At 61.1% G+C, this 16385-nt stretch carries 17 protein-coding genes; 10 read left to right on the forward strand and 7 right to left on the reverse strand.

The window, feature by feature from the left end; translation table 11 throughout:
• Positions 1-32: 32 nt before the first annotated feature.
• The gene (locus AAGQ88_RS03980; RefSeq protein WP_342654504.1) at positions 33-836 is read right to left on the reverse strand and encodes a transglutaminase family protein; all 804 of its coding nucleotides are present in this window, start codon (positions 834-836) and stop codon (positions 33-35) included.
• Between the two features lie 207 nt (positions 837-1043).
• Between AAGQ88_RS03980 and AAGQ88_RS03985 the strand changes: the two genes are divergently transcribed.
• The 4 genes from AAGQ88_RS03985 to AAGQ88_RS04000 all read left to right on the forward strand — a co-directional run bounded on the left by AAGQ88_RS03985 (position 1044) and on the right by AAGQ88_RS04000 (position 5402).
• On the forward strand, positions 1044-2066 hold the full coding sequence (locus AAGQ88_RS03985) for a Glu/Leu/Phe/Val dehydrogenase dimerization domain-containing protein (protein WP_285426469.1): 1023 nt from the start codon (positions 1044-1046) through the stop codon (positions 2064-2066).
• Positions 2067-2170: 104 nt separating this feature from the next.
• Positions 2171-3271 (forward strand): pyruvate dehydrogenase (acetyl-transferring) E1 component subunit alpha, encoded by a 1101-nt coding sequence (pdhA, locus tag AAGQ88_RS03990; protein ID WP_342654505.1) that lies wholly within the window; start codon positions 2171-2173, stop codon positions 3269-3271.
• Between the two features lie 7 nt (positions 3272-3278).
• On the forward strand, positions 3279-4277 hold the full coding sequence (locus AAGQ88_RS03995) for an alpha-ketoacid dehydrogenase subunit beta (RefSeq protein WP_342655734.1): 999 nt from the start codon (positions 3279-3281) through the stop codon (positions 4275-4277).
• Positions 4278-4295: 18 nt separating this feature from the next.
• Positions 4296-5402, forward strand: coding sequence for a dihydrolipoamide acetyltransferase family protein (locus AAGQ88_RS04000; RefSeq protein ID WP_342654506.1), 1107 nt, complete (start codon positions 4296-4298; stop codon positions 5400-5402).
• A 95-nt stretch (positions 5403-5497) separates the two neighbouring features.
• Here AAGQ88_RS04000 and AAGQ88_RS04005 read toward each other — a convergent pair whose 3' ends face one another.
• Complete coding sequence (locus AAGQ88_RS04005; protein ID WP_285426472.1) at positions 5498-5764, reverse strand: YebG family protein; 267 nt, start codon at positions 5762-5764, stop codon at positions 5498-5500.
• Positions 5765-6157: 393 nt separating this feature from the next.
• On the opposite strand from AAGQ88_RS04005, the gene AAGQ88_RS04010 reads away from it, so the two are divergent.
• Complete coding sequence (locus AAGQ88_RS04010; protein WP_081565590.1) at positions 6158-6646, forward strand: phosphate-starvation-inducible PsiE family protein; 489 nt, start codon at positions 6158-6160, stop codon at positions 6644-6646.
• A gap of 97 nt (positions 6647-6743) precedes the next feature.
• On the opposite strand, the gene AAGQ88_RS04015 is transcribed toward AAGQ88_RS04010, so the two are convergent.
• The 5 genes from AAGQ88_RS04015 to AAGQ88_RS04035 all read right to left on the reverse strand — a co-directional run bounded on the left by AAGQ88_RS04015 (position 6744) and on the right by AAGQ88_RS04035 (position 12179).
• The gene (locus tag AAGQ88_RS04015; RefSeq protein WP_285426473.1) at positions 6744-7073 is read right to left on the reverse strand and encodes a DUF3509 domain-containing protein; all 330 of its coding nucleotides are present in this window, start codon (positions 7071-7073) and stop codon (positions 6744-6746) included.
• A 507-nt stretch (positions 7074-7580) separates the two neighbouring features.
• Complete coding sequence (locus tag AAGQ88_RS04020; protein WP_285426475.1) at positions 7581-8000, reverse strand: HPF/RaiA family ribosome-associated protein; 420 nt, start codon at positions 7998-8000, stop codon at positions 7581-7583.
• Positions 8001-8221: 221 nt separating this feature from the next.
• Positions 8222-10579: a TonB-dependent Fe(3+) dicitrate receptor FecA gene (gene fecA / locus AAGQ88_RS04025; RefSeq protein ID WP_342654507.1), complete on the reverse strand. Its 2358-nt coding sequence runs from the start codon at positions 10577-10579 to the stop codon at positions 8222-8224.
• Positions 10580-10689: 110 nt separating this feature from the next.
• Positions 10690-11643, reverse strand: coding sequence for a FecR domain-containing protein (locus tag AAGQ88_RS04030; RefSeq protein WP_342654508.1), 954 nt, complete (start codon positions 11641-11643; stop codon positions 10690-10692).
• A 32-nt stretch (positions 11644-11675) separates the two neighbouring features.
• Complete coding sequence (locus tag AAGQ88_RS04035; RefSeq protein ID WP_342654509.1) at positions 11676-12179, reverse strand: sigma-70 family RNA polymerase sigma factor; 504 nt, start codon at positions 12177-12179, stop codon at positions 11676-11678.
• A 192-nt stretch (positions 12180-12371) separates the two neighbouring features.
• Between AAGQ88_RS04035 and AAGQ88_RS04040 the strand changes: the two genes are divergently transcribed.
• From AAGQ88_RS04040 to AAGQ88_RS04060, 5 genes are read left to right on the forward strand one after another with little or no spacing between them, the layout of a single operon-like run.
• Entirely contained in the window at positions 12372-12716 is a 345-nt protein-coding gene (locus AAGQ88_RS04040) for a DUF3649 domain-containing protein (protein WP_285426479.1), read from the forward strand.
• Positions 12713-14344 (forward strand): PepSY-associated TM helix domain-containing protein, encoded by a 1632-nt coding sequence (locus tag AAGQ88_RS04045; protein ID WP_342654510.1) that lies wholly within the window; start codon positions 12713-12715, stop codon positions 14342-14344. The genes AAGQ88_RS04040 and AAGQ88_RS04045 overlap by 4 nt, the downstream gene beginning before the upstream one ends.
• Complete coding sequence (locus AAGQ88_RS04050; RefSeq protein ID WP_285426481.1) at positions 14344-14676, forward strand: DUF3325 domain-containing protein; 333 nt, start codon at positions 14344-14346, stop codon at positions 14674-14676. Before AAGQ88_RS04045 ends, AAGQ88_RS04050 begins: the two co-directional genes overlap by 1 nt.
• Positions 14677-14683: 7 nt before the next feature.
• Positions 14684-15289, forward strand: coding sequence for a sigma-70 family RNA polymerase sigma factor (locus AAGQ88_RS04055; protein WP_285426482.1), 606 nt, complete (start codon positions 14684-14686; stop codon positions 15287-15289).
• Positions 15289-16287 carry a FecR family protein gene (locus tag AAGQ88_RS04060; protein WP_342654511.1) on the forward strand — a complete coding sequence of 333 codons (999 nt, stop codon included), beginning with the start codon at positions 15289-15291 and terminating at the stop codon, positions 16285-16287. The genes AAGQ88_RS04055 and AAGQ88_RS04060 overlap by 1 nt, the downstream gene beginning before the upstream one ends.
• The last annotated feature ends 98 nt before the right edge of the window (positions 16288-16385 follow it).

Genomic DNA, 16385 nt, shown 5'->3' on the forward strand with positions numbered 1-16385 from the left:
GCGTGGCTTTTCCCACGCGCTTGCATGATGCTTCAGTGAACGACCCGATCGCCGGGGAGTTGGCCAAGACGCTGAGTCAGCCGCACCCGTTGTACCGGATCATCACTTAACAGCAACGCATACTCCAGGTCGAAACGTTCGGCCTGGGGGCATTCAAGATTCTGGTACAGGCTGGCGCGAGCGAGGTAATCGCTGGTGTTGGCCTGACCCAGCTCCATCACGCGATTGGCATCCTTGAGTGAGGCGATCAGGTCGTCGTTGATCTGGTGCAGATGCCGCAGGTTGCGCGACAGCCGCTGAAGCATCGCCACCGGCGTCGCCATGACCATGTGCTCGGCGCGCAGCGGCATGTCTGGGCCGAACTGGCGCAACAGCAACTCTCTGCAATCCTTGGGATAAAGCCGCCTGCCGCCGCAGGGATCGAGCGTGTGATCGGCACCCGGCACACGCAACAGAAAGTGCCCGGGGAAGTTGACCCCTTCCAGCGGAATCTCGAGCCTTCGGGCAATCTCCAGTGCAATCAGTGCAAGCCCCAATGGCTGACCTCGGCGGCGTTCGATGATCTTGTGCAACAACGCCGCCTGGGGTTTGGGCTGAGCGGCATCGTCCAGTTGAAAACCATACGTGGCGAGCTGTCGCAACAGCGGCTGCGCCAGCTCCGAAGAGGGCAGCATGGGCAGTGCCGCGCTGACGGTTCGTTCAAGCACGGACAGTTGCTCGCGCGTCTGCTCCAGATCAAAGGTTGCATCGTGCTCAACGGATATCCACATCGCCGCTTCGAACGTCGCCGGTGGCGTACGTTGCAGGCAGGCGATGCACAACTGGCGAGGATTCATCGACTTCTCCGGCCGGATCAGGCGTCCGAAATCTGGTTCTTGAATCCTCGTTGTAGCCTTGGTGGCAGGCTTCGTCCAGTGTTGATTGCCCGTCGGTGCTTCAAGGATCGCCGGTCAGACTGGTCGTCTGGATATGCCGCACCTGGCCATCGTTTTTTCTGGCAGCGCCTATACTCGCCAATACAAAAAAGAACGGGAGCACGGCCTATGTTCGCTCTCATGCAAAGCTCACGCGTGCAGTCGTTGCACCTGATCGTCGATCCGCGCACCAGCCTCAAAGCGGTGATCGCCATTCACAGCAGCCGGAAGGGGCCGGCCCTGGGAGGCTGTCGTTATCTCGCCTATCCAAATGAAGAGAGCGCGATTGAGGATGCCATTCAACTGGCGAGGAACATGAGCTACAAGGCTGTGCTCGCCGGGCTTTCTCTGGGCGGCGGAACGGCGGTCATCATGCGGCCTGCCCACGTTCCCGATCGCGCGGCGCTCTTCGAAGCCTTCGGTCGCTTCATTCAGACACTCGATGGTCGTTACATCACGGCCATGGACAGCGGGACGTCCAGCGAAGACATGGACTGCATCGCCCAATATACCCAGCACGTGACCAGCACCACCGAGGTGGGCGATCCTTCCGCGCACACCGCGCTTGGCCTGTACGCCGGCATCCGCACCACCGCAATGGCGCGACTGGGCAGCGATAACCTGGAAGGCCTGCGCGTGGCGATTCAGGGGCTGGGGCATGTCGGCTATGCACTTGCCGAGCAACTGCACGCCGCTGGGGCCGAATTGCTGGTCGCCGACCTGGACAGCGGCAAGGTGCAACTGGCCATGGAACAGCTGGGCGCCAAACCGATCGCCAGCGAAGCGCTGCTCAGCACGCCGTGCGACATCCTCGCGCCTTGCGGCCTTGGCGGCGTCCTCAACAGCCACAGCGTCACCAAACTGCGCTGCGCCGCCGTGGCCGGGGGCGCCAACAATCAACTGAGTTGCCCCGCCATTGCCGATCAACTGGAGGCGCGGGGCATCCTCTATGCACCCGATTATGTGATCAATTCCGGCGGCCTTATTTACGTCGCCCTTCAGCATCAGGGAGAACAGCCAGGCACCATCACTGCGCACCTGTCGCAGATAGGAACAAGGCTGACTGAAGTATTTGCCCACGCCCAGGCCGAGAAGCGCTCACCCGCGCGGGTTGCCGATGCGTTGGCAGAACGCCTGTTGAACCTCGAATAAGCGCCTCACCGGAGCTGTTCGAACCAAGCTCGCGACCACAAGTGGCGAGTGTTGACCATCACGCGTGCATCGCCATGGCGCCGCCGCGTGCTCAGGAGTGTGCAATGTCCAATAACAAGATCGAGCTTGCGTACACCCGTTATCTGTCCCCCGACGGTCGCCTGACCGGAGAACTTCCCCCTTGGGCCGATGACTTCAACCTTCTCACGCGTCTCTATCGGCAGATGGTCCTGACCCGGCTCTTCGACCAGAAAGCCGTTGCCCTGCAACGCACCGGACGCATCGGCACCTACGCCCCGACCCTGGGCCAGGAAGCGATCGGCGTGGCGATCGGCAGCCTGATGCACCCGGAAGACGTGCTGATTCCCTACTACCGCGACACCGCCGTGCAGTTGATGCGCGGGGTGCGCATGGAAGAGATTCTTTTGTACTGGGGCGGAGACGAACGCGGCAGCGACTACGCCGAACCCGCCGTGGCGCAGGACTTCCCGCTCTGCGTGCCGATTGCGACACAAGCGCTGCATGCCTGCGGCGTCGCCAGCGCATTCAAGATTCGCGGCGAGCATCGAGTGGCCGTCACCACGTGTGGCGACGGCGCAACCAGCAAAGGTGATTTCCTGGAGGCGTTGAACGTCGCGGGCGCATGGCAATTGCCGGTCGTGTTCGTGATCAACAACAACCAGTGGGCGATCTCAGTCCCGCGCCGGATTCAGTGCGGCGCGCCCACGCTCGCGCAAAAGGCCATTGGCGCCGGCTTTCATGGCGAACAGGTAGATGGCAACGACATGCTGGCCGTTTACGACCGGATGCAGATTGCGCTGGAGCGGGCTCGCAAAGGCAAAGGGCCAGTGTTGCTGGAGTGCCTGAGTTATCGGCTGGGTGATCACACCACCGCGGACGACGCCACCCGCTACCGCGCCGCCGAGGAAGTGAAGCAGGCGTGGCAGGAAGAGCCGATCAAACGGCTGCAGTCGTTCATGGCCAGTCAGGGCGTCTGGGACGAAGGCCGGGAGCAGGCGCTGATCGCCGAATACCAGGGCCTGGTCCAGCAGTCTGTGGATAACTTCGACCGCGCAGGGAATCAACCGGCCGAATCGGTCATCGATCATGTCTACGCACAATGGCCTGCACCTTTGGCGGATCAGCGTGAATGGTTTCTGGAGCGCGTGGCGCGTCGTAATGGAGGGGCTGATCATGGCGAATGACAATGCGATGGACGAAAAGCCCTCAGACAAAAAACTGAGCCTGCTGGAAGCCGTGAACCTGGCGATGCATCGCGCCATGAGCGAAGACGAGAACGTCGTCGTGCTCGGCGAGGATGTTGGGGTCAACGGCGGCGTGTTCCGTGCCACGCAAGGGCTGCGCGAGAGTTTCGGATTCAAGCGCGTGATCGATTCACCACTCGCTGAAACCATGCTCGGCGGACTGGCGGTCGGCATGGCGGCGCAAGGGCTCAAACCGGTGGTCGAGATTCAATTCATGGGGTTTATCTATGCCGCCATGGAGCATCTTGTGTCCCACGCCGCGCGCATGCGCAATCGCACGCGCGGTCGACTCAATTGCCCGATGGTGATGCGCTCGCCCATGGGTGCGGGCATTCGCGCGCCCGAACATCACAGCGAAAGCACCGAAGCGATGTTCGCCCATGTGCCGGGCTTGCGGGTGGTCATTCCGTCCTCTCCGGCACGAGCCTACGGCCTGCTGCTGGCGGCAATCGACGATCCCGACCCGGTGATTTTCCTTGAGCCGACAAGGCTCTACCGCATGAACCCGCAAACGCTCGTCGACGACGGTAAACGCCTGCCGCTGGACACTTGTTTCACTCTGCGGGAGGGCAGCGACATCACGTTGATCAGTTGGGGCGCAAGCGTCCATGAAACCCTGCAGGCCGCCGGCGCCTTGGCTGAGCAAGGCATCGGGGCCGAGGTGATCGATGTGGCATGCGTGAAGCCGCTGGACCTGGACACCCTCGAAGCGTCGGTGCGGAAAACCGGGCGCTGCGTAATCGTTCACGAAGCGCCGCGCTCCGGCGGGCTGGGCGCAGACATCGCAGCAGGGCTCTACGAGCGGGTTTTTCTCGACCTGCAAGCGCCGATTCAACGGGTCACCGCGCCTGATATTCCGCCGCCGTTGTATCGCCTGGAGCAGCTGTATATCCCCAGCGTCGAGGACATTCTCATGGCATGCGACAGCGCGCTGAACTTCGCCTGACAGCCCAGGAGGCTTGCGATGAAATACTTCAAATTGCCCGATCTGGGCGAAGGTCTTCAGGAAGCGGAAATCGTCGAATGGCACGTCAAGGCAGGAGACACCGTCAAAGCCGATCAATTGGTGGTTTCCGTGGAAACGGCCAAGGCCATCGTCGACATCCCCGCGCCATATGACGGTGTCGTGGCAAAAGTGTACGGGGACGATGGCGATATCCTGCATGTCGGTGAGCCGCTGATGGCCTTCGAGGGCGAAGGTGATGCGGGCACGGTGGTCGGGCGGCTGGAAGGCGGTGGCAGCAGTCATGAAGACGCGTTTTATGTAGGCGCTGCGCCCTCGACCCGTGAGCACATGTCCACCCGCGCGACGCCTGCCGTTCGCCAGCTGGCGCGGCAACTGGGCGTGGACCTTGCCGCATTGAGCGGGTCGGGCAGCGATGGGCTGATTACCCGCGCGGATGTCGAAAGTGCTTCGCAGGCGGAGCGGGACAAATTCGGCGGCGAAAAGCTGCGTGGCGTGCGTCGCAGCATGGCGCTGAACATGGCCAGATCCCACGCGCAGGTCGTGCCGGTCACGATCTTCGGCGATGCCGATCTGCATCGCTGGGGCTCGGCGCGTGATCCATTGATCCGCATTGGCAAGGCGATGGCGGCGGCCTGCAAGGTTGAGCCGGTACTGAACAGTTGGTTCGACGGCAAGTCGCTGTCGATCAAACACCACGACAGCCTTGATCTGGGTATCGCCGTGGACACGCCCGATGGCTTGTTCGTGCCGGTGTTGCGCGATGTCGGTAATCGTCAGCCAGCGGATCTGAAGGAGGGCTTGAGTCGACTGCGAGCCGACGTCAAGGCACGTTCGATTCCCGCGAAAGAAATGATGGGAGCGACCATCACGCTGTCGAACTTCGGCACATTGTTTGGACGCTACGCGAACCCGGTCGTGGTGCCGCCGCAAGTGGCGATCATTGGCGCAGGCGGGATTCGTGAGGAACCGGTGGCCGTGCAAGGCCAGGTTGTCGTGCATCCGGTGCTGCCGTTGTCATTGACCTTCGATCATCGCGCGGTGACCGGCGGTGAAGCGGCGCGATTCTTCAAAGCGCTGGTCGAAGCGCTGGAACAACCGGAGTAAATCTCGACAGAGCGGCACGTCGGCACTGGGCGGCGTAGATCCGCCAGTGCCGGCTGACCGGATGACCGAGGAAGTGGCGGGCGCCTGTTTTCCCGTCAGTCTTCGCTTGCCGGCGCTTCACCCAGCTCGCTCAATGCGCTTGCATTGTTCTTGAATGCCGCTGCAAAAATCGCTCGGTTTTTCGCCATATAGATGCTCGCATCTTCCGCATGCTTCTCAGAAAGCCCTGGCACGTTCTTCATCAGAACGTCGGTCAGCAGCTCTGCAAGCTCCAGCATTTGATCATGGGCATCAGCGAGTTTGCGGTCCACGAACGTAGTCTCCAAATCGCGGGTACTGCGGTAAAGGGTTTCAACAGCCATTTTGGCCTCGTCGTTTGTCCAGTGTTGTAAAAGGAAGCATGTGCTCGGCGCTTCATGCTGGCCAACAGGTACAGCGCAACCGCTGGCATCAAGCCCTTGTATCGCGTGCCAGGCGGGTTTGGCACATCGCGAAAGGCTCTCAGGCTCCGCTACGGACCTGTGCCTTCACGAATTCGGTCTGTCTCGGATACTGTGTTTTTATACAGTGCGCAGCATAAGGGAATCGACGCGGCTTGGGTAGTGGCAATTCATACGTAATTTCCGGTCCATGGATGTGCCTTGCGACATCCGGTCACGTTCTCAACCATAGCCGATGGCCTCTTTAATGCTTGGCAATCTGCGCGTCACGAACGCGCGGCATCATCCGTTCCGGATCACTCAAGGAAGTTCATCGTGAAAATCAACTGGGCCGAATCTCTCCGTCAGCACGTACACAGCTGCGCCGAGTCACTGGGCAATCTGTTCGTCGAGACCTTCCATTACCTGGCGCTGTTCGCCATCGGCGCGGTGACTGCCTGGGCGGCGGTCATGGCATTTCTGGGCATGCTGGAAAAAGGCCACATCACGGTCGATGACATCCTGCTGCTGTTCATCTACCTGGAATTGGGCGCGATGGTGGGGATCTATTTCAAGACCAACCACATGCCCGTCCGCTTTCTGATCTATGTCGCAATCACGGCGCTGACTCGGCTGTTGATTTCTGATGTGTCGCACCATGCGCCGCCGGATCTGGGCGTCGTATACCTGAGCGGGGCAATCCTGCTGCTGGCGTTTGCGATTCTGGTGGTGCGCTATGCGTCGTCGCAATTCCCGTCGGTGAAAGTGCCGGACCCGCATGGCAAGACCAAAGGTGCGGTGATCGAGGAGAAGGGCGAGATTTGATACCGTCACGACGGACAGCGGTCGGAGGTCTGCGAAGCAGGAGGCGGGGAATGAAGACCGCCTCCGTCAGATTCGCATCATGCTGGTGAGACCCGGATCAGATACCCACATTCAACTGAGGGCGGTTGAGGAAATGATTGCGTGACGGGGGCGGTGCCAGTTGCTTGAGGTCGCCGTCAGTCATTGCAGCCAGGATCTTGATTGCGCTGTGACCCTGTTCGATCGCGATGCCGAACTGCACGCTTTCGATCAAGCGACGCAGACGCTTGGGTGAATTTCGTTGTTCGGGGCTGATCAAGCGTTTGGCGACCACACCGGACTCGTTGGAGAGCGTCAGCATGATGGTGCCGTCGAGGCCCTGGATACTCAGATTGACCCGGTAGTCCGGGTGGAACGCATCAGTGATCTGTTGAAACGGATTGTCCATGGCCTGTTACCTGTTTATCGATCTGCATAAATTGACTGGGGGGCTGTCCCTTTAGTTCTCGAAGCCGATCAACGGTAGAAAATTCCTGCCTTGGCCGTTATCGCTGAAGTAACGGTTTTTCCAGAAGTAATCCGCTGAAGCGCCCTCGGTTTGAGCGAGTGTGCTGCCCGTCGAGCCAGAGGGGGCGAGGGTTGCAGTGGTTTGTAAGCTCGACGATACGAAGCTTGCATGGTTTGGGCCAGTTGCCTGAAACGGCGCATGCCACGTGTAATGAACCCATTCAGCGTCGAATGTGGGCATCGGACTGTCGCTTTTAATTAATGATTAAGTAATAGCCCAATGCCTGCTGATAACTTTTCAAGCACCATTTGTGCACGTTGCGCCTGTTTTGTGTGCGCGACTGCCGAACTCGACGGGTCATTTTTTTGTAATAAAAAAGCGGACCTGCTTTCACAGGTCCGCCTTTTCAATTTGATCTGAGCGTCCGTCGATGGACGGACGATTCGGTCAGCCGTGCAATGCCTCGTCTTTTTCCAGAAATTCTTCCTGCAACAGGGCGTCGGGGTTGTCCGAGTCTTCGTTTCGCGTAGCGCCTGCGGAGGAAACACCGCCTCGTTTGCTGCGCAGTTTGCCGAACAGATGCTCCAGTGCGTGATCGAGTTTCACCGCTGCGCCGTCAACGGCCTGGTCCAGTGAATCGGCCTTGTGGGTCACGGAAATGGGTTGGTGTCCTTTGGGCCGGGCCTCCATCTGACAGCGAATGTCATGCGGGCCGGGCTTGTCGCCGTTCTCATCGCGGATGTGAACTTCAACACGGGTGAGATCTTCATCGTAGCGGTCGAGCGTGCTTTCAACGGTGGTTCGTACCCACTCCTCCAGTCGGATGCTGCTTTCGATGTGGTTATCGCTGTTGACCTGGATTTGCATAGTTCTTCCCTTACTTTGGCTTGCTCGGGAGAGTCTCGACGAAGGTGGATTTTCGTCTGCCCTCACTCACAGTGTTGGCGCCTGTGGATGAACAATTCAACCCCCCAAACGAAAGAAATATTTCATTGCAGAATCGACTTTTCAGATGTCGCGGCAGATGCTACGAGAGCACGATCAATGATCTGATCCCGTAGCAATTAGCGGAAGTTGGCAGCGAATTGTCAGAAAGACACCGAAGTTTGTACGTATAAAGTGCGGGGCTCGCCGACGTATTTCCCCTTGTTGTTGTCCTCGAACGATCGCGTGAAGTATTCGTGATTAAGCATGTTTTTCACGCCGACCGCCACGTTGAGGTCCGACATCTGCGGACCGAAATCGTATGAGGCACGACTTCCAAACACCATATAACCGGGTATCCGACCGTTGCTGCCATCCGCGCTTTCAGTGGACGTATTGGCGTTGTCAGCGAACTGGCTGCTTTGATAGGCGCTGTCCAGATTCAACTTCCACGGACCTTCTGTGTAACCGATGCCCAGCGTGCCCTTGTGACGTGACGAAAACGGCACACGATTGCCCTTGTTCGGGCCATCTTCGCGGATGGTTGCATCGACATACGCGTAGGTGGCGTATACATCGAAGCCCGAAAGCAGCGGGCTCAGACCGTCCAGTGCGTAATTGATACTGGTCTCGATGCCTTGATGGCGCGTCTCACCTCTCGCGATCACCGTATCGTTGGTCTGGTTGCTCTCATACTGGTTGTCGAAATTGATGAGGAACGCGCCGATTTCCGCCCGCAGGTTGCCGTTGTCATAGCGGGTGCCCAGTTCCCAGGTACGGGCTTTTTCCGGTTTCACTTCACCGCCGGTGACCCGGTTTGGCATCTGGGCATACTGGACGGAGCCGAACGACCCCTCGGTGTTGGCGTAGAGGTTCCAGTTGTCGGTCAGGTGGTAGAGCACATTCAGAGCGGGCAGGGCGGTGTTGTAATCACCCTGATATTTGACGTGCGTCAGGTTGTTGTTCTGCGCTGAGTCGATCATCTCGTAGCGGATGCCCGGTGTGAGCGTCCATCGGCCGATGTCGATGCGATCATCGATGAAGAAGGCGTGCGCTTCCGTCGAGCCTCGGGTATCCCGATCATTGGTGCTGGCCGTACTTGGCAGCAGGTTCAGCGACACATTCTCTCGGTAGCGCAGTTCGTGGCCTGCCTCGTTGATATAGCGATACCCCACGCCGACCTCGTGCTGAGTCGGGCCCAGGCCGAAGCCTTGGGAGAACCGCGTTTCAAGGCCACGCACCCAATACTCGCGCGGTGACAGCGAGACGAAGGAGCCTTGGTCGAGATAGCCGCTGCGCAGGGTCTTGGTGAAGAAACTGTTGACGGTAAACTCGCGTGCGTCTTCCTGATAGCGGTACCCGAGGTTGAACAGGGTGCGACGTCCCCAGAACTTGTCCTTCAGTCGTGTCGACTGGTAAGGGTCGTCGTCGTAGTCGGCCGCGCTCAGGCCGCCGGGCATGTCGGCCTCGCCCTCGTAATATTGCGCTTCGGCGTTGAGGCTGTTGGCGTCGTCGATCTGGTACTTGCCCTTGAGAATCAAATCGTCGATTTGAGTATCGCTGTGCTCGCGCCAGTCGCCGCCGCGGACCCCGGAATAGAGAATCGCGCCGCCCAGGCCGTTAGCGCCGGTGCCACCGGCAAGCAGGTTGCCGGTGGTCTTGAAACCGTCATGGCTGGACGACGGGCTGGTTTCGGTCTGGACACCGCCCTTCAGGGTCGCGGTTTCGGGGATCGCGCGGGTGACGAAGTTGACGATGCCGCCGACGTTCTGCGGGCCATAGCGCACAGCGCCGCCGCCGCGTACCACGTCCACCGCGTCCATGTTGCCCATGCTGACCGGCGCGAACGACAGTTGTGGCTGCCCGTAAGGGGCGAACGGCACTGGAATGCCATCCATCAGCACCGTCGACCGCGCCGCAAGGCGCGGATTCAGGCCCCGAATGCCGAAGTTCAGCGCCATGTCGTGGCTGCCAGTGCCGTTGTTCTCCGGAGCGTTCACGCCGGGAATGCGATTGAGCACTTCACGCGCGGACGTCGCGCCGACACGCTCGAATTCCTCGCGACGGATCACATCCCGCGCGCCTGGATGTTCGAATACGTTGACCTGCCGGGCCTCAGCGAGCCAGTCGCCGACCACGCTCGATGCGCCCAGCTCAATCATGCCACCCGCCTGAGCGGACGCCTGAGGTTGCAGGGTGAAGCCGCCTTGCCCGTCGCTTATCGCCTGCAGCCCGGTGCCGTCCAGCAGGCGCACCAACGCCTGCTCGTCGGTGTAGCTGCCCTCCAGTCCCCGCGTGCTGAGCCCGCTGGTCATGCTGGAACCGTAGGAAATCAGAACACCTGCTTCACGGCCGAACTGGTTGAGCGCGGTTTCCAGTTCGCTGGGCGCAATGTGCCAGGTCTTTGCGGGTGCGTCGCCCGCCCATGCCAGTGAACCTGCGCTGATCGACAGGCCTGCGCCGAAGAGAACGTGGCGCAGTGCGCGCGTGAGAGGCGTCGGGGGAAGCGAGCTGGATGACATGCAGGAGTCCTTTGAGAAGACGGATAAAAGGTGCTTTTCCTGTCTGTCACGCGAGCCTTGAAAACAGCTCACCGAATATGAAAAAAATTTGGAAATCGCTGCGGGCTCGCTCAGGCCCTGCGCTCGACGTTCACCCAATAGCGGGTGAAGCGCTGCACTTTCACGGGGAGCGCGATTTCCAGCATGTCCAGAATCCGCTCGCTGTCCTTGAGCGGATAGCTGCCCGAAATCAGCAGGTCGGCGACATTCGGGTCGCAGTTCAGACGACCGCGCCGGTAGCGGCCCAGCTCGGCGAGGAAGTCGCTCAAGCGCATGTGCGAGGCGACCAGCATGCCGTCGGCCCAGGCGCCGCTGCCGGTGTCGACCGCACGCAATGCGTCCCACCGCTCCCCTGTGAATACGACCTGCTGCGCCGCTTTCACCTGCAGCGGCGCGGTCACGGCAGCGAGCGGGGTCAGCTCGATGCTGCCGGCGAACACGGCCAATTGGGTGCGACCGCTCAGTTGCCTCACGTTGAAACGCGTGCCGCTGTCGATGATGCGCAGACGGCCCTCAGCGGTCAGCAGATTCAACGGGCGTGCATCTGCCGCTGCCGTCATCAGCAGTTCACCCGTGAGCAGCCTGATCAGGCGCAGATCGTTATCGAATCGGACATCCAGGGCTGAATCGGTGTTGAGCCGTACCTGACTGCCGTCAGCCAGCGCCACGTTGCGTTGCTCACCCACGCCGCTGCGGTAATCGGCGAGCAGCGGCGGCAGATCCAGCGGGTTGCGCAAGCCCCAGGCCGCCACAGACCCCGCGCCCAACATCAGCAAGAGTTTCAGCGCCTGACGACGACTGTGGGTCGGCGCATTGATCGCGGCATGGGCCAAGGGTGAAGAAAGCCCGTTCAGGCGCTGATTGACCCGCTGGATGTGAGCCCACGCCCGTTGATGGTCGCTGTGGCTGTTCAACCACGACTGCCAAGCTTGCTGGCGTGCCGAATCCAGGCTGCCGCTTTGCATCTCCATCAGCCAGTTGACCGCTTGCTCTGCAACCTGCGGGGAGATGTCGGGGCGATTCATCGAGTCCGCGCCCAGCCCGCTGTGTTGCGCGCTCACAGGGCGAAATAGCAGCGCATCGCTGCTTTTGTGAGGTGGCGCTTGACCGTTGCGACGGAAATATTCAGCCGCGCCGCGATTTCGCCATGGGTGAGGCCGTCGACCTGAGCCAGCAAAAAGGCACGTTTGACCAACGACGGCAGGCCATCGAGCAGTTGATCAAGCTCGACGAGGGTTTCCAGGATGATCGCCCGTTCTTCCTCAGACGGCGCAAACGCCTCCGGCAACTCGGCAAGCGCCTGAAGATAGGCCCGTTCCAGTTCCTGACGCCGGAAGTGGTTGCACAGCACGCGTCTGGCGACGGTGGTCAGGAACGCGCGAGGCTCGATCAGTTTCGGTGTTTCTCTGGCCAGCAAGACTTTGACGAACGTGTCCTGCGCCAGATCCGCCGCACTGTGCGGACACCCCAGACGACGCCGCAACCAGCCTGTCAGCCAGCTGTGATGAGCGCCGTACAGACCTTCTACGGTTTGGTTGAGGGAGGGATGGGCGGTGGACATGTGTGGATGTAACCCGCGGATGCGCCAGAAATGCGGGCGATTCTGTCAGAGTCTTTTGCGTATGAGAATATTTATCATTAATATTGCGTTCTTTTCCCGACGTCCGATGACCATGACCTTCTTTCGCCTTGTTTGCGACGCGCGTTTGCCGATGCCATTGCGCAGTGACTGTTTCTTCGCGGGCGCTCTCTGATGAGTGCCGCACAGGCAGGCGCGCCAACCGCAGAAGGACGCGCACGCAAGAGGTCGCGGGCCGGCGTGTCGGTGCGCTGGCGAATGTCGGTGGCGTCTCGCGTTGTCGCAGCGTTGATCGGCGGCTACCTGCTGACCGCGTTGGCGAGTATCTGTCTGGCGCGGTTTCTTCCGCTGGTTCGTGCTGAAGCCGTGGTGCTGGCAATGACAGTGTCTTTCCTGGTTTATCTGCCCGCCGTGCTCTGGTGCTTTGCGTGCCGCTCTGCCTGGCGAGCATGGTTCGGCCTGCTGTTGCCGAGCGCCGCGCTGGCAGCGCTGTACGCGGTCTCAAGGTGGCTGTTGTGAAGGAAGGCTTCCGGCAGGCGATGGCCTGGCTGCACACCTGGGCGGGATTGACGTTCGGCTGGTTGCTCTTCGCCATTTTCCTGACCGGCACGCTGTCGTATTTCAAAGAGGAAATCACCCAGTGGATGCAGCCTGAAATCGTGCCTCATCAGGTTTCCGCTGCCGCCAGCGTCGATCGAGCGCAGCAATGGCTGCAACAGAATGCCGGCGATGCGCGTCGCTGGTTCATCAATCTGCCGGACGAGCGCACGCCGGAACTCGCCGTGAGCTGGACCAACGCCAAGGGCCGGTTCGAGCGCAAGTCGCTCGATTCGCTGAGCGGCGTGCCGGTGCAGGCGCGCGAAAGCAGCGGCGGAGAGTTTTTCTATCGCTTCCACTTCCAGCTACAAATGCCCTACCCGTGGGGACGCTGGCTGGCCTCGCTGGCGGCGATGGTGATGTTCGTCGCCTTGGTCAGCGGGATCATCACCCACAAGAAAATCTTCAAGGAGTTCTTCACGTTTCGGCCCCGCAAAGGCCAGCGCACCTGGCTCGACGGTCATAATGCGGTTGCGGTGCTGGTGCTGCCCTTTCACCTGATGATCACCTACAGCAGTCTGGTCATCTTCATGACCATGATCATGCCGCTGAGTATTCTCACGACATACGGCAAGGACACTCAGACGTTCTTCGACGATCTGTTTCCGGCCTTCAAATCCGCGCCTGCAGCGGGGACTCAGGCCACGCTCGCACCGCTGAGCCCGATGCTCGAAGTCGCACGTGAAAAGTGGCCAAACGAGCAGGTGGGGCTGGTGACCGTGAACAATCCGGGCGACGCCGGCGCATCGGTGACCCTCACGGCCAGTGGCGCTGATCACATTGCTCATCAGCCAGGGACAGCATTGACCTTCGACGGCGTGACCGGCGAATTGAAGAATGAGACCCGCATGAGCGCTGCCTCGCTGTTGCTGGCGGGCGGGCTTTACGGGCTGCACATGGGGCACTTTGCCGGACCGTTTTTGCGCTGGCTGTATTTCCTCTGTGGCATCGGCGGCACAGCGATGATCGGCACCGGGCTGGTGATCTGGCTGGGCAAACGGCGGCTCAAACACGCAAGGTCCGATGTTATCCCGTTCGAACTGCGCCTGGTCGAGACGCTCAACATCGCCAGTATGTCCGGCCTGATGCTGGCGATCGTGAGTTTCTTCTGGGCGAACCGGCTGTTGCCCGTGGGGCTTGCCGGGCGCAGCGACTGGGAGGTGAAAACGTTCTTCTGCGTCTGGGGGCTGGCGTTGCTGCACGCCCTGGCGCGCGTCTTTTTGCGCGACGCCCGGACGGCATGGCGCGAACAGTTGACCCTGGCGGCGCTGTTGTTCTGCAGCCTGCCGGTGCTGGACGCGGTGACCGCAGGCAGCTATCTGCGGCTTTCGTTGGAGCAAGGCCGTTGGGTGTTGCCGGGCGTGGACCTGACAGCGCTGGCCACCGGACTGTTCATGGCGTGGGGCGCCCTCAGGTTTCGTGGGGACGGCCAGGCCGCGCTCGCTGTCCGGCCCGGCCCGACGCCCTCCACCGGCGAGCGGTCATCGCCGGACGCACCGGGTGATCGCGTCATCGCGACCCACACACCCGTCGTGCAGGAGCCGCGCTGATGTTGCTGGTGACGCTGCTCTGTTATGTCGGCTTTGCGGCCTTGTCCCTTTCCATGCCGCGCCATTACGCCGACCTGGCAGGCGGCACGCTGTCGACTGCGCGCGGCAGGTCGCTCAAAGTGCTCGGCGGGTGCGCGTTGTTGGTGTCTCTGATCGTGGCGCTGAGGCTGCAAAGCACGGGCTTTGCTCTGGTGCATTGGTTCGCCGCGCTGATGGGCAGCGCGGTTTCACTGGTTTTCCTGATGTCCTACTGGCCAAGGCAGGCCTTGTGGCTGGCGGGGATCGTGGCGTTTGTCAGCCCGATCGTTGCCTTCATTCAACTGCTGGCCTGAGTCCGTCATGATCGACCTCACCCCGCCGAATCCGAATCCGGCCTCGCCTGACAATGATCAGGACGGGCCGAAGACTGCACGCGCGCATTTTCTCAAAGTGTTTTTGTCCCAGCGTCCACAAATGGAAGCGCTGGTCAGTCGGCGTGTCGGCTGCCGGGCGACGGCGGCGGATCTGGTACAGGACCTGTTCGTGCGGTTCTGGCGCAGGCCGCTGGTGCAGGTCGAGGAACTCAACACGTATCTGCTGCGATGCGCAGGCAACATCGCCATCGACCATCTGCGCAACGAAGGTACGCGGGCGCGGTTGAGCGAAGAGCTGATGCCGGACGCACAGGAGGCCCGCGCCGACGAGCCGCAGGCAGCGCTGGAAGCCAGCAATGATCTGCGTCATATCGAAGCGGCGCTGCGCGGATTGCCCGAAAAGACCCGGCAGATTTTCCTGCTCAATCGCATTCACGGGCGCAAGTACGGCGAGATCGCGAAAGCCATGGGGCTTTCGCAAAGCGCAGTGGAAAAACATATGATGCGCGCCTTGCAAGCCTGCAAGGCAAGCCTGGATCAGGACGCCGGACGGGCTGCTCCCGCTCGTGCGAAGTCCGAGGACGCACGTTGATGAAAGCGCCTGTGGACTCGATCCGGATGATGACCCCTGAACAACACGCTGCCGCGCTGAACTGGCTGAGTCTGCTGCACGATGAGCCGACGGCTGACGACCAGGCGCGTTTCAGCCGCTGGCTGCAAGCTGATCCGGCCCATGCCGAGGCCTACGCGCAGGCTCAGGTGCTATGGGAATTGAGCGAAGAACCGGCGGCTCGTCTGGCGGCTGAAGACGCTGTCGCGCTCGATGCGCTGCTCAAGGCCATGGATGATGCGCCGCGCCAACGCGCGTTGCCGCGCTGGAGCGCAGCCTTGGCGATGGCGGCGTGTCTCGTGCTCATGGTGGGCGTAGGCCTGGGCTGGAAACCGCAGCGATGGGTCGAGGATTTCGGCGCCGATTACGTGTCTGCTCCCGGTCAGGTGCGCACGGTGACGCTGGCCGATCAATCGCAGGTGACGCTGGATGCCGACAGCGCGATTGCCGTGCATTTCAGCCACGGGGAGCGGCATGTCGAGCTGCGCCGCGGTGCGGCGTTCTTTCAGGTCACGCACACCGGAGAGCCGTTCGTGGTCGAGGGCGGTCAGGGTGAAACCCGAGTGCTCGGCACGCAATTCGAAGTGCGCCTGCAGCCGGTGGGCGCTCAGGTCACGGTGCTGTCAGGGCGGGTGGGTGTGAAAGCGGGCGCGCAGTTGCCGCAGCAGATTCTCACGGCCGGTCAGCAAGTCGATTATGACCTTGCCCGCACCAGCGAGCCCCGAGCGGTGGACAGTGAAAATCAGCTGGCGTGGCGTCAGGGCTGGCTCAACTACTACCGCACGCCGCTGGCCGATGTCATCGATGATTTGAGTCGCTATTACCCGGGACGCATCGTCGTGCTCAACGATGAACTGGCCGCGAAGACAGTCAGCGGCAGTTTCCCCAGCAACGACCCGCAGGCCGTGCTGGCCGCGCTGAAATCGGTCATCGGTTTCGAGCAGTACGAAGCGTTAGGACGGGTGATTGTGATCCGCTGATCAGCAAGGGTCGGTCCAGTCGAGACGTCTGACAAATCATGCTCGCCCGCCATCGGGCGGCGAACGTGATCGTGGCCGACCACAGGTTCGTGGTGCAT

Origin of the sequence: Pseudomonas sp. F3-2 (assembly GCF_038804275.1) — a bacterium.
Taxonomy (GTDB): Bacteria; Pseudomonadota; Gammaproteobacteria; order Pseudomonadales; family Pseudomonadaceae; genus Aquipseudomonas.

What these genes read in the sequence shown, in the direction of transcription:
- AAGQ88_RS03980 (WP_342654504.1), bottom strand. Translation starts at nt 836, where the DNA reads ATGAATCCTCGCCAGTTGTGCATCGCCTGCCTGCAACGTACGCCACCG.
- AAGQ88_RS03985 (WP_285426469.1), top strand. Translation starts at nt 1,044, where the DNA reads ATGTTCGCTCTCATGCAAAGCTCACGCGTGCAGTCGTTGCACCTGATC.
- pdhA (WP_342654505.1), top strand. Translation starts at nt 2,171, where the DNA reads ATGTCCAATAACAAGATCGAGCTTGCGTACACCCGTTATCTGTCCCCC.
- AAGQ88_RS03995 (WP_342655734.1), top strand. Translation starts at nt 3,279, where the DNA reads ATGGACGAAAAGCCCTCAGACAAAAAACTGAGCCTGCTGGAAGCCGTG.
- AAGQ88_RS04000 (WP_342654506.1), top strand. Translation starts at nt 4,296, where the DNA reads ATGAAATACTTCAAATTGCCCGATCTGGGCGAAGGTCTTCAGGAAGCG.
- AAGQ88_RS04005 (WP_285426472.1), bottom strand. Translation starts at nt 5,764, where the DNA reads ATGGCTGTTGAAACCCTTTACCGCAGTACCCGCGATTTGGAGACTACG.
- AAGQ88_RS04015 (WP_285426473.1), bottom strand. Translation starts at nt 7,073, where the DNA reads ATGGACAATCCGTTTCAACAGATCACTGATGCGTTCCACCCGGACTAC.
- AAGQ88_RS04020 (WP_285426475.1), bottom strand. Translation starts at nt 8,000, where the DNA reads ATGCAAATCCAGGTCAACAGCGATAACCACATCGAAAGCAGCATCCGA.
- fecA (WP_342654507.1), bottom strand. Translation starts at nt 10,579, where the DNA reads ATGTCATCCAGCTCGCTTCCCCCGACGCCTCTCACGCGCGCACTGCGC.
- AAGQ88_RS04030 (WP_342654508.1), bottom strand. Translation starts at nt 11,643, where the DNA reads ATGAATCGCCCCGACATCTCCCCGCAGGTTGCAGAGCAAGCGGTCAAC.
- AAGQ88_RS04035 (WP_342654509.1), bottom strand. Translation starts at nt 12,179, where the DNA reads ATGTCCACCGCCCATCCCTCCCTCAACCAAACCGTAGAAGGTCTGTAC.
- AAGQ88_RS04040 (WP_285426479.1), top strand. Translation starts at nt 12,372, where the DNA reads ATGAGTGCCGCACAGGCAGGCGCGCCAACCGCAGAAGGACGCGCACGC.
- AAGQ88_RS04050 (WP_285426481.1), top strand. Translation starts at nt 14,344, where the DNA reads ATGTTGCTGGTGACGCTGCTCTGTTATGTCGGCTTTGCGGCCTTGTCC.
- AAGQ88_RS04055 (WP_285426482.1), top strand. Translation starts at nt 14,684, where the DNA reads ATGATCGACCTCACCCCGCCGAATCCGAATCCGGCCTCGCCTGACAAT.
- AAGQ88_RS04060 (WP_342654511.1), top strand. Translation starts at nt 15,289, where the DNA reads ATGAAAGCGCCTGTGGACTCGATCCGGATGATGACCCCTGAACAACAC.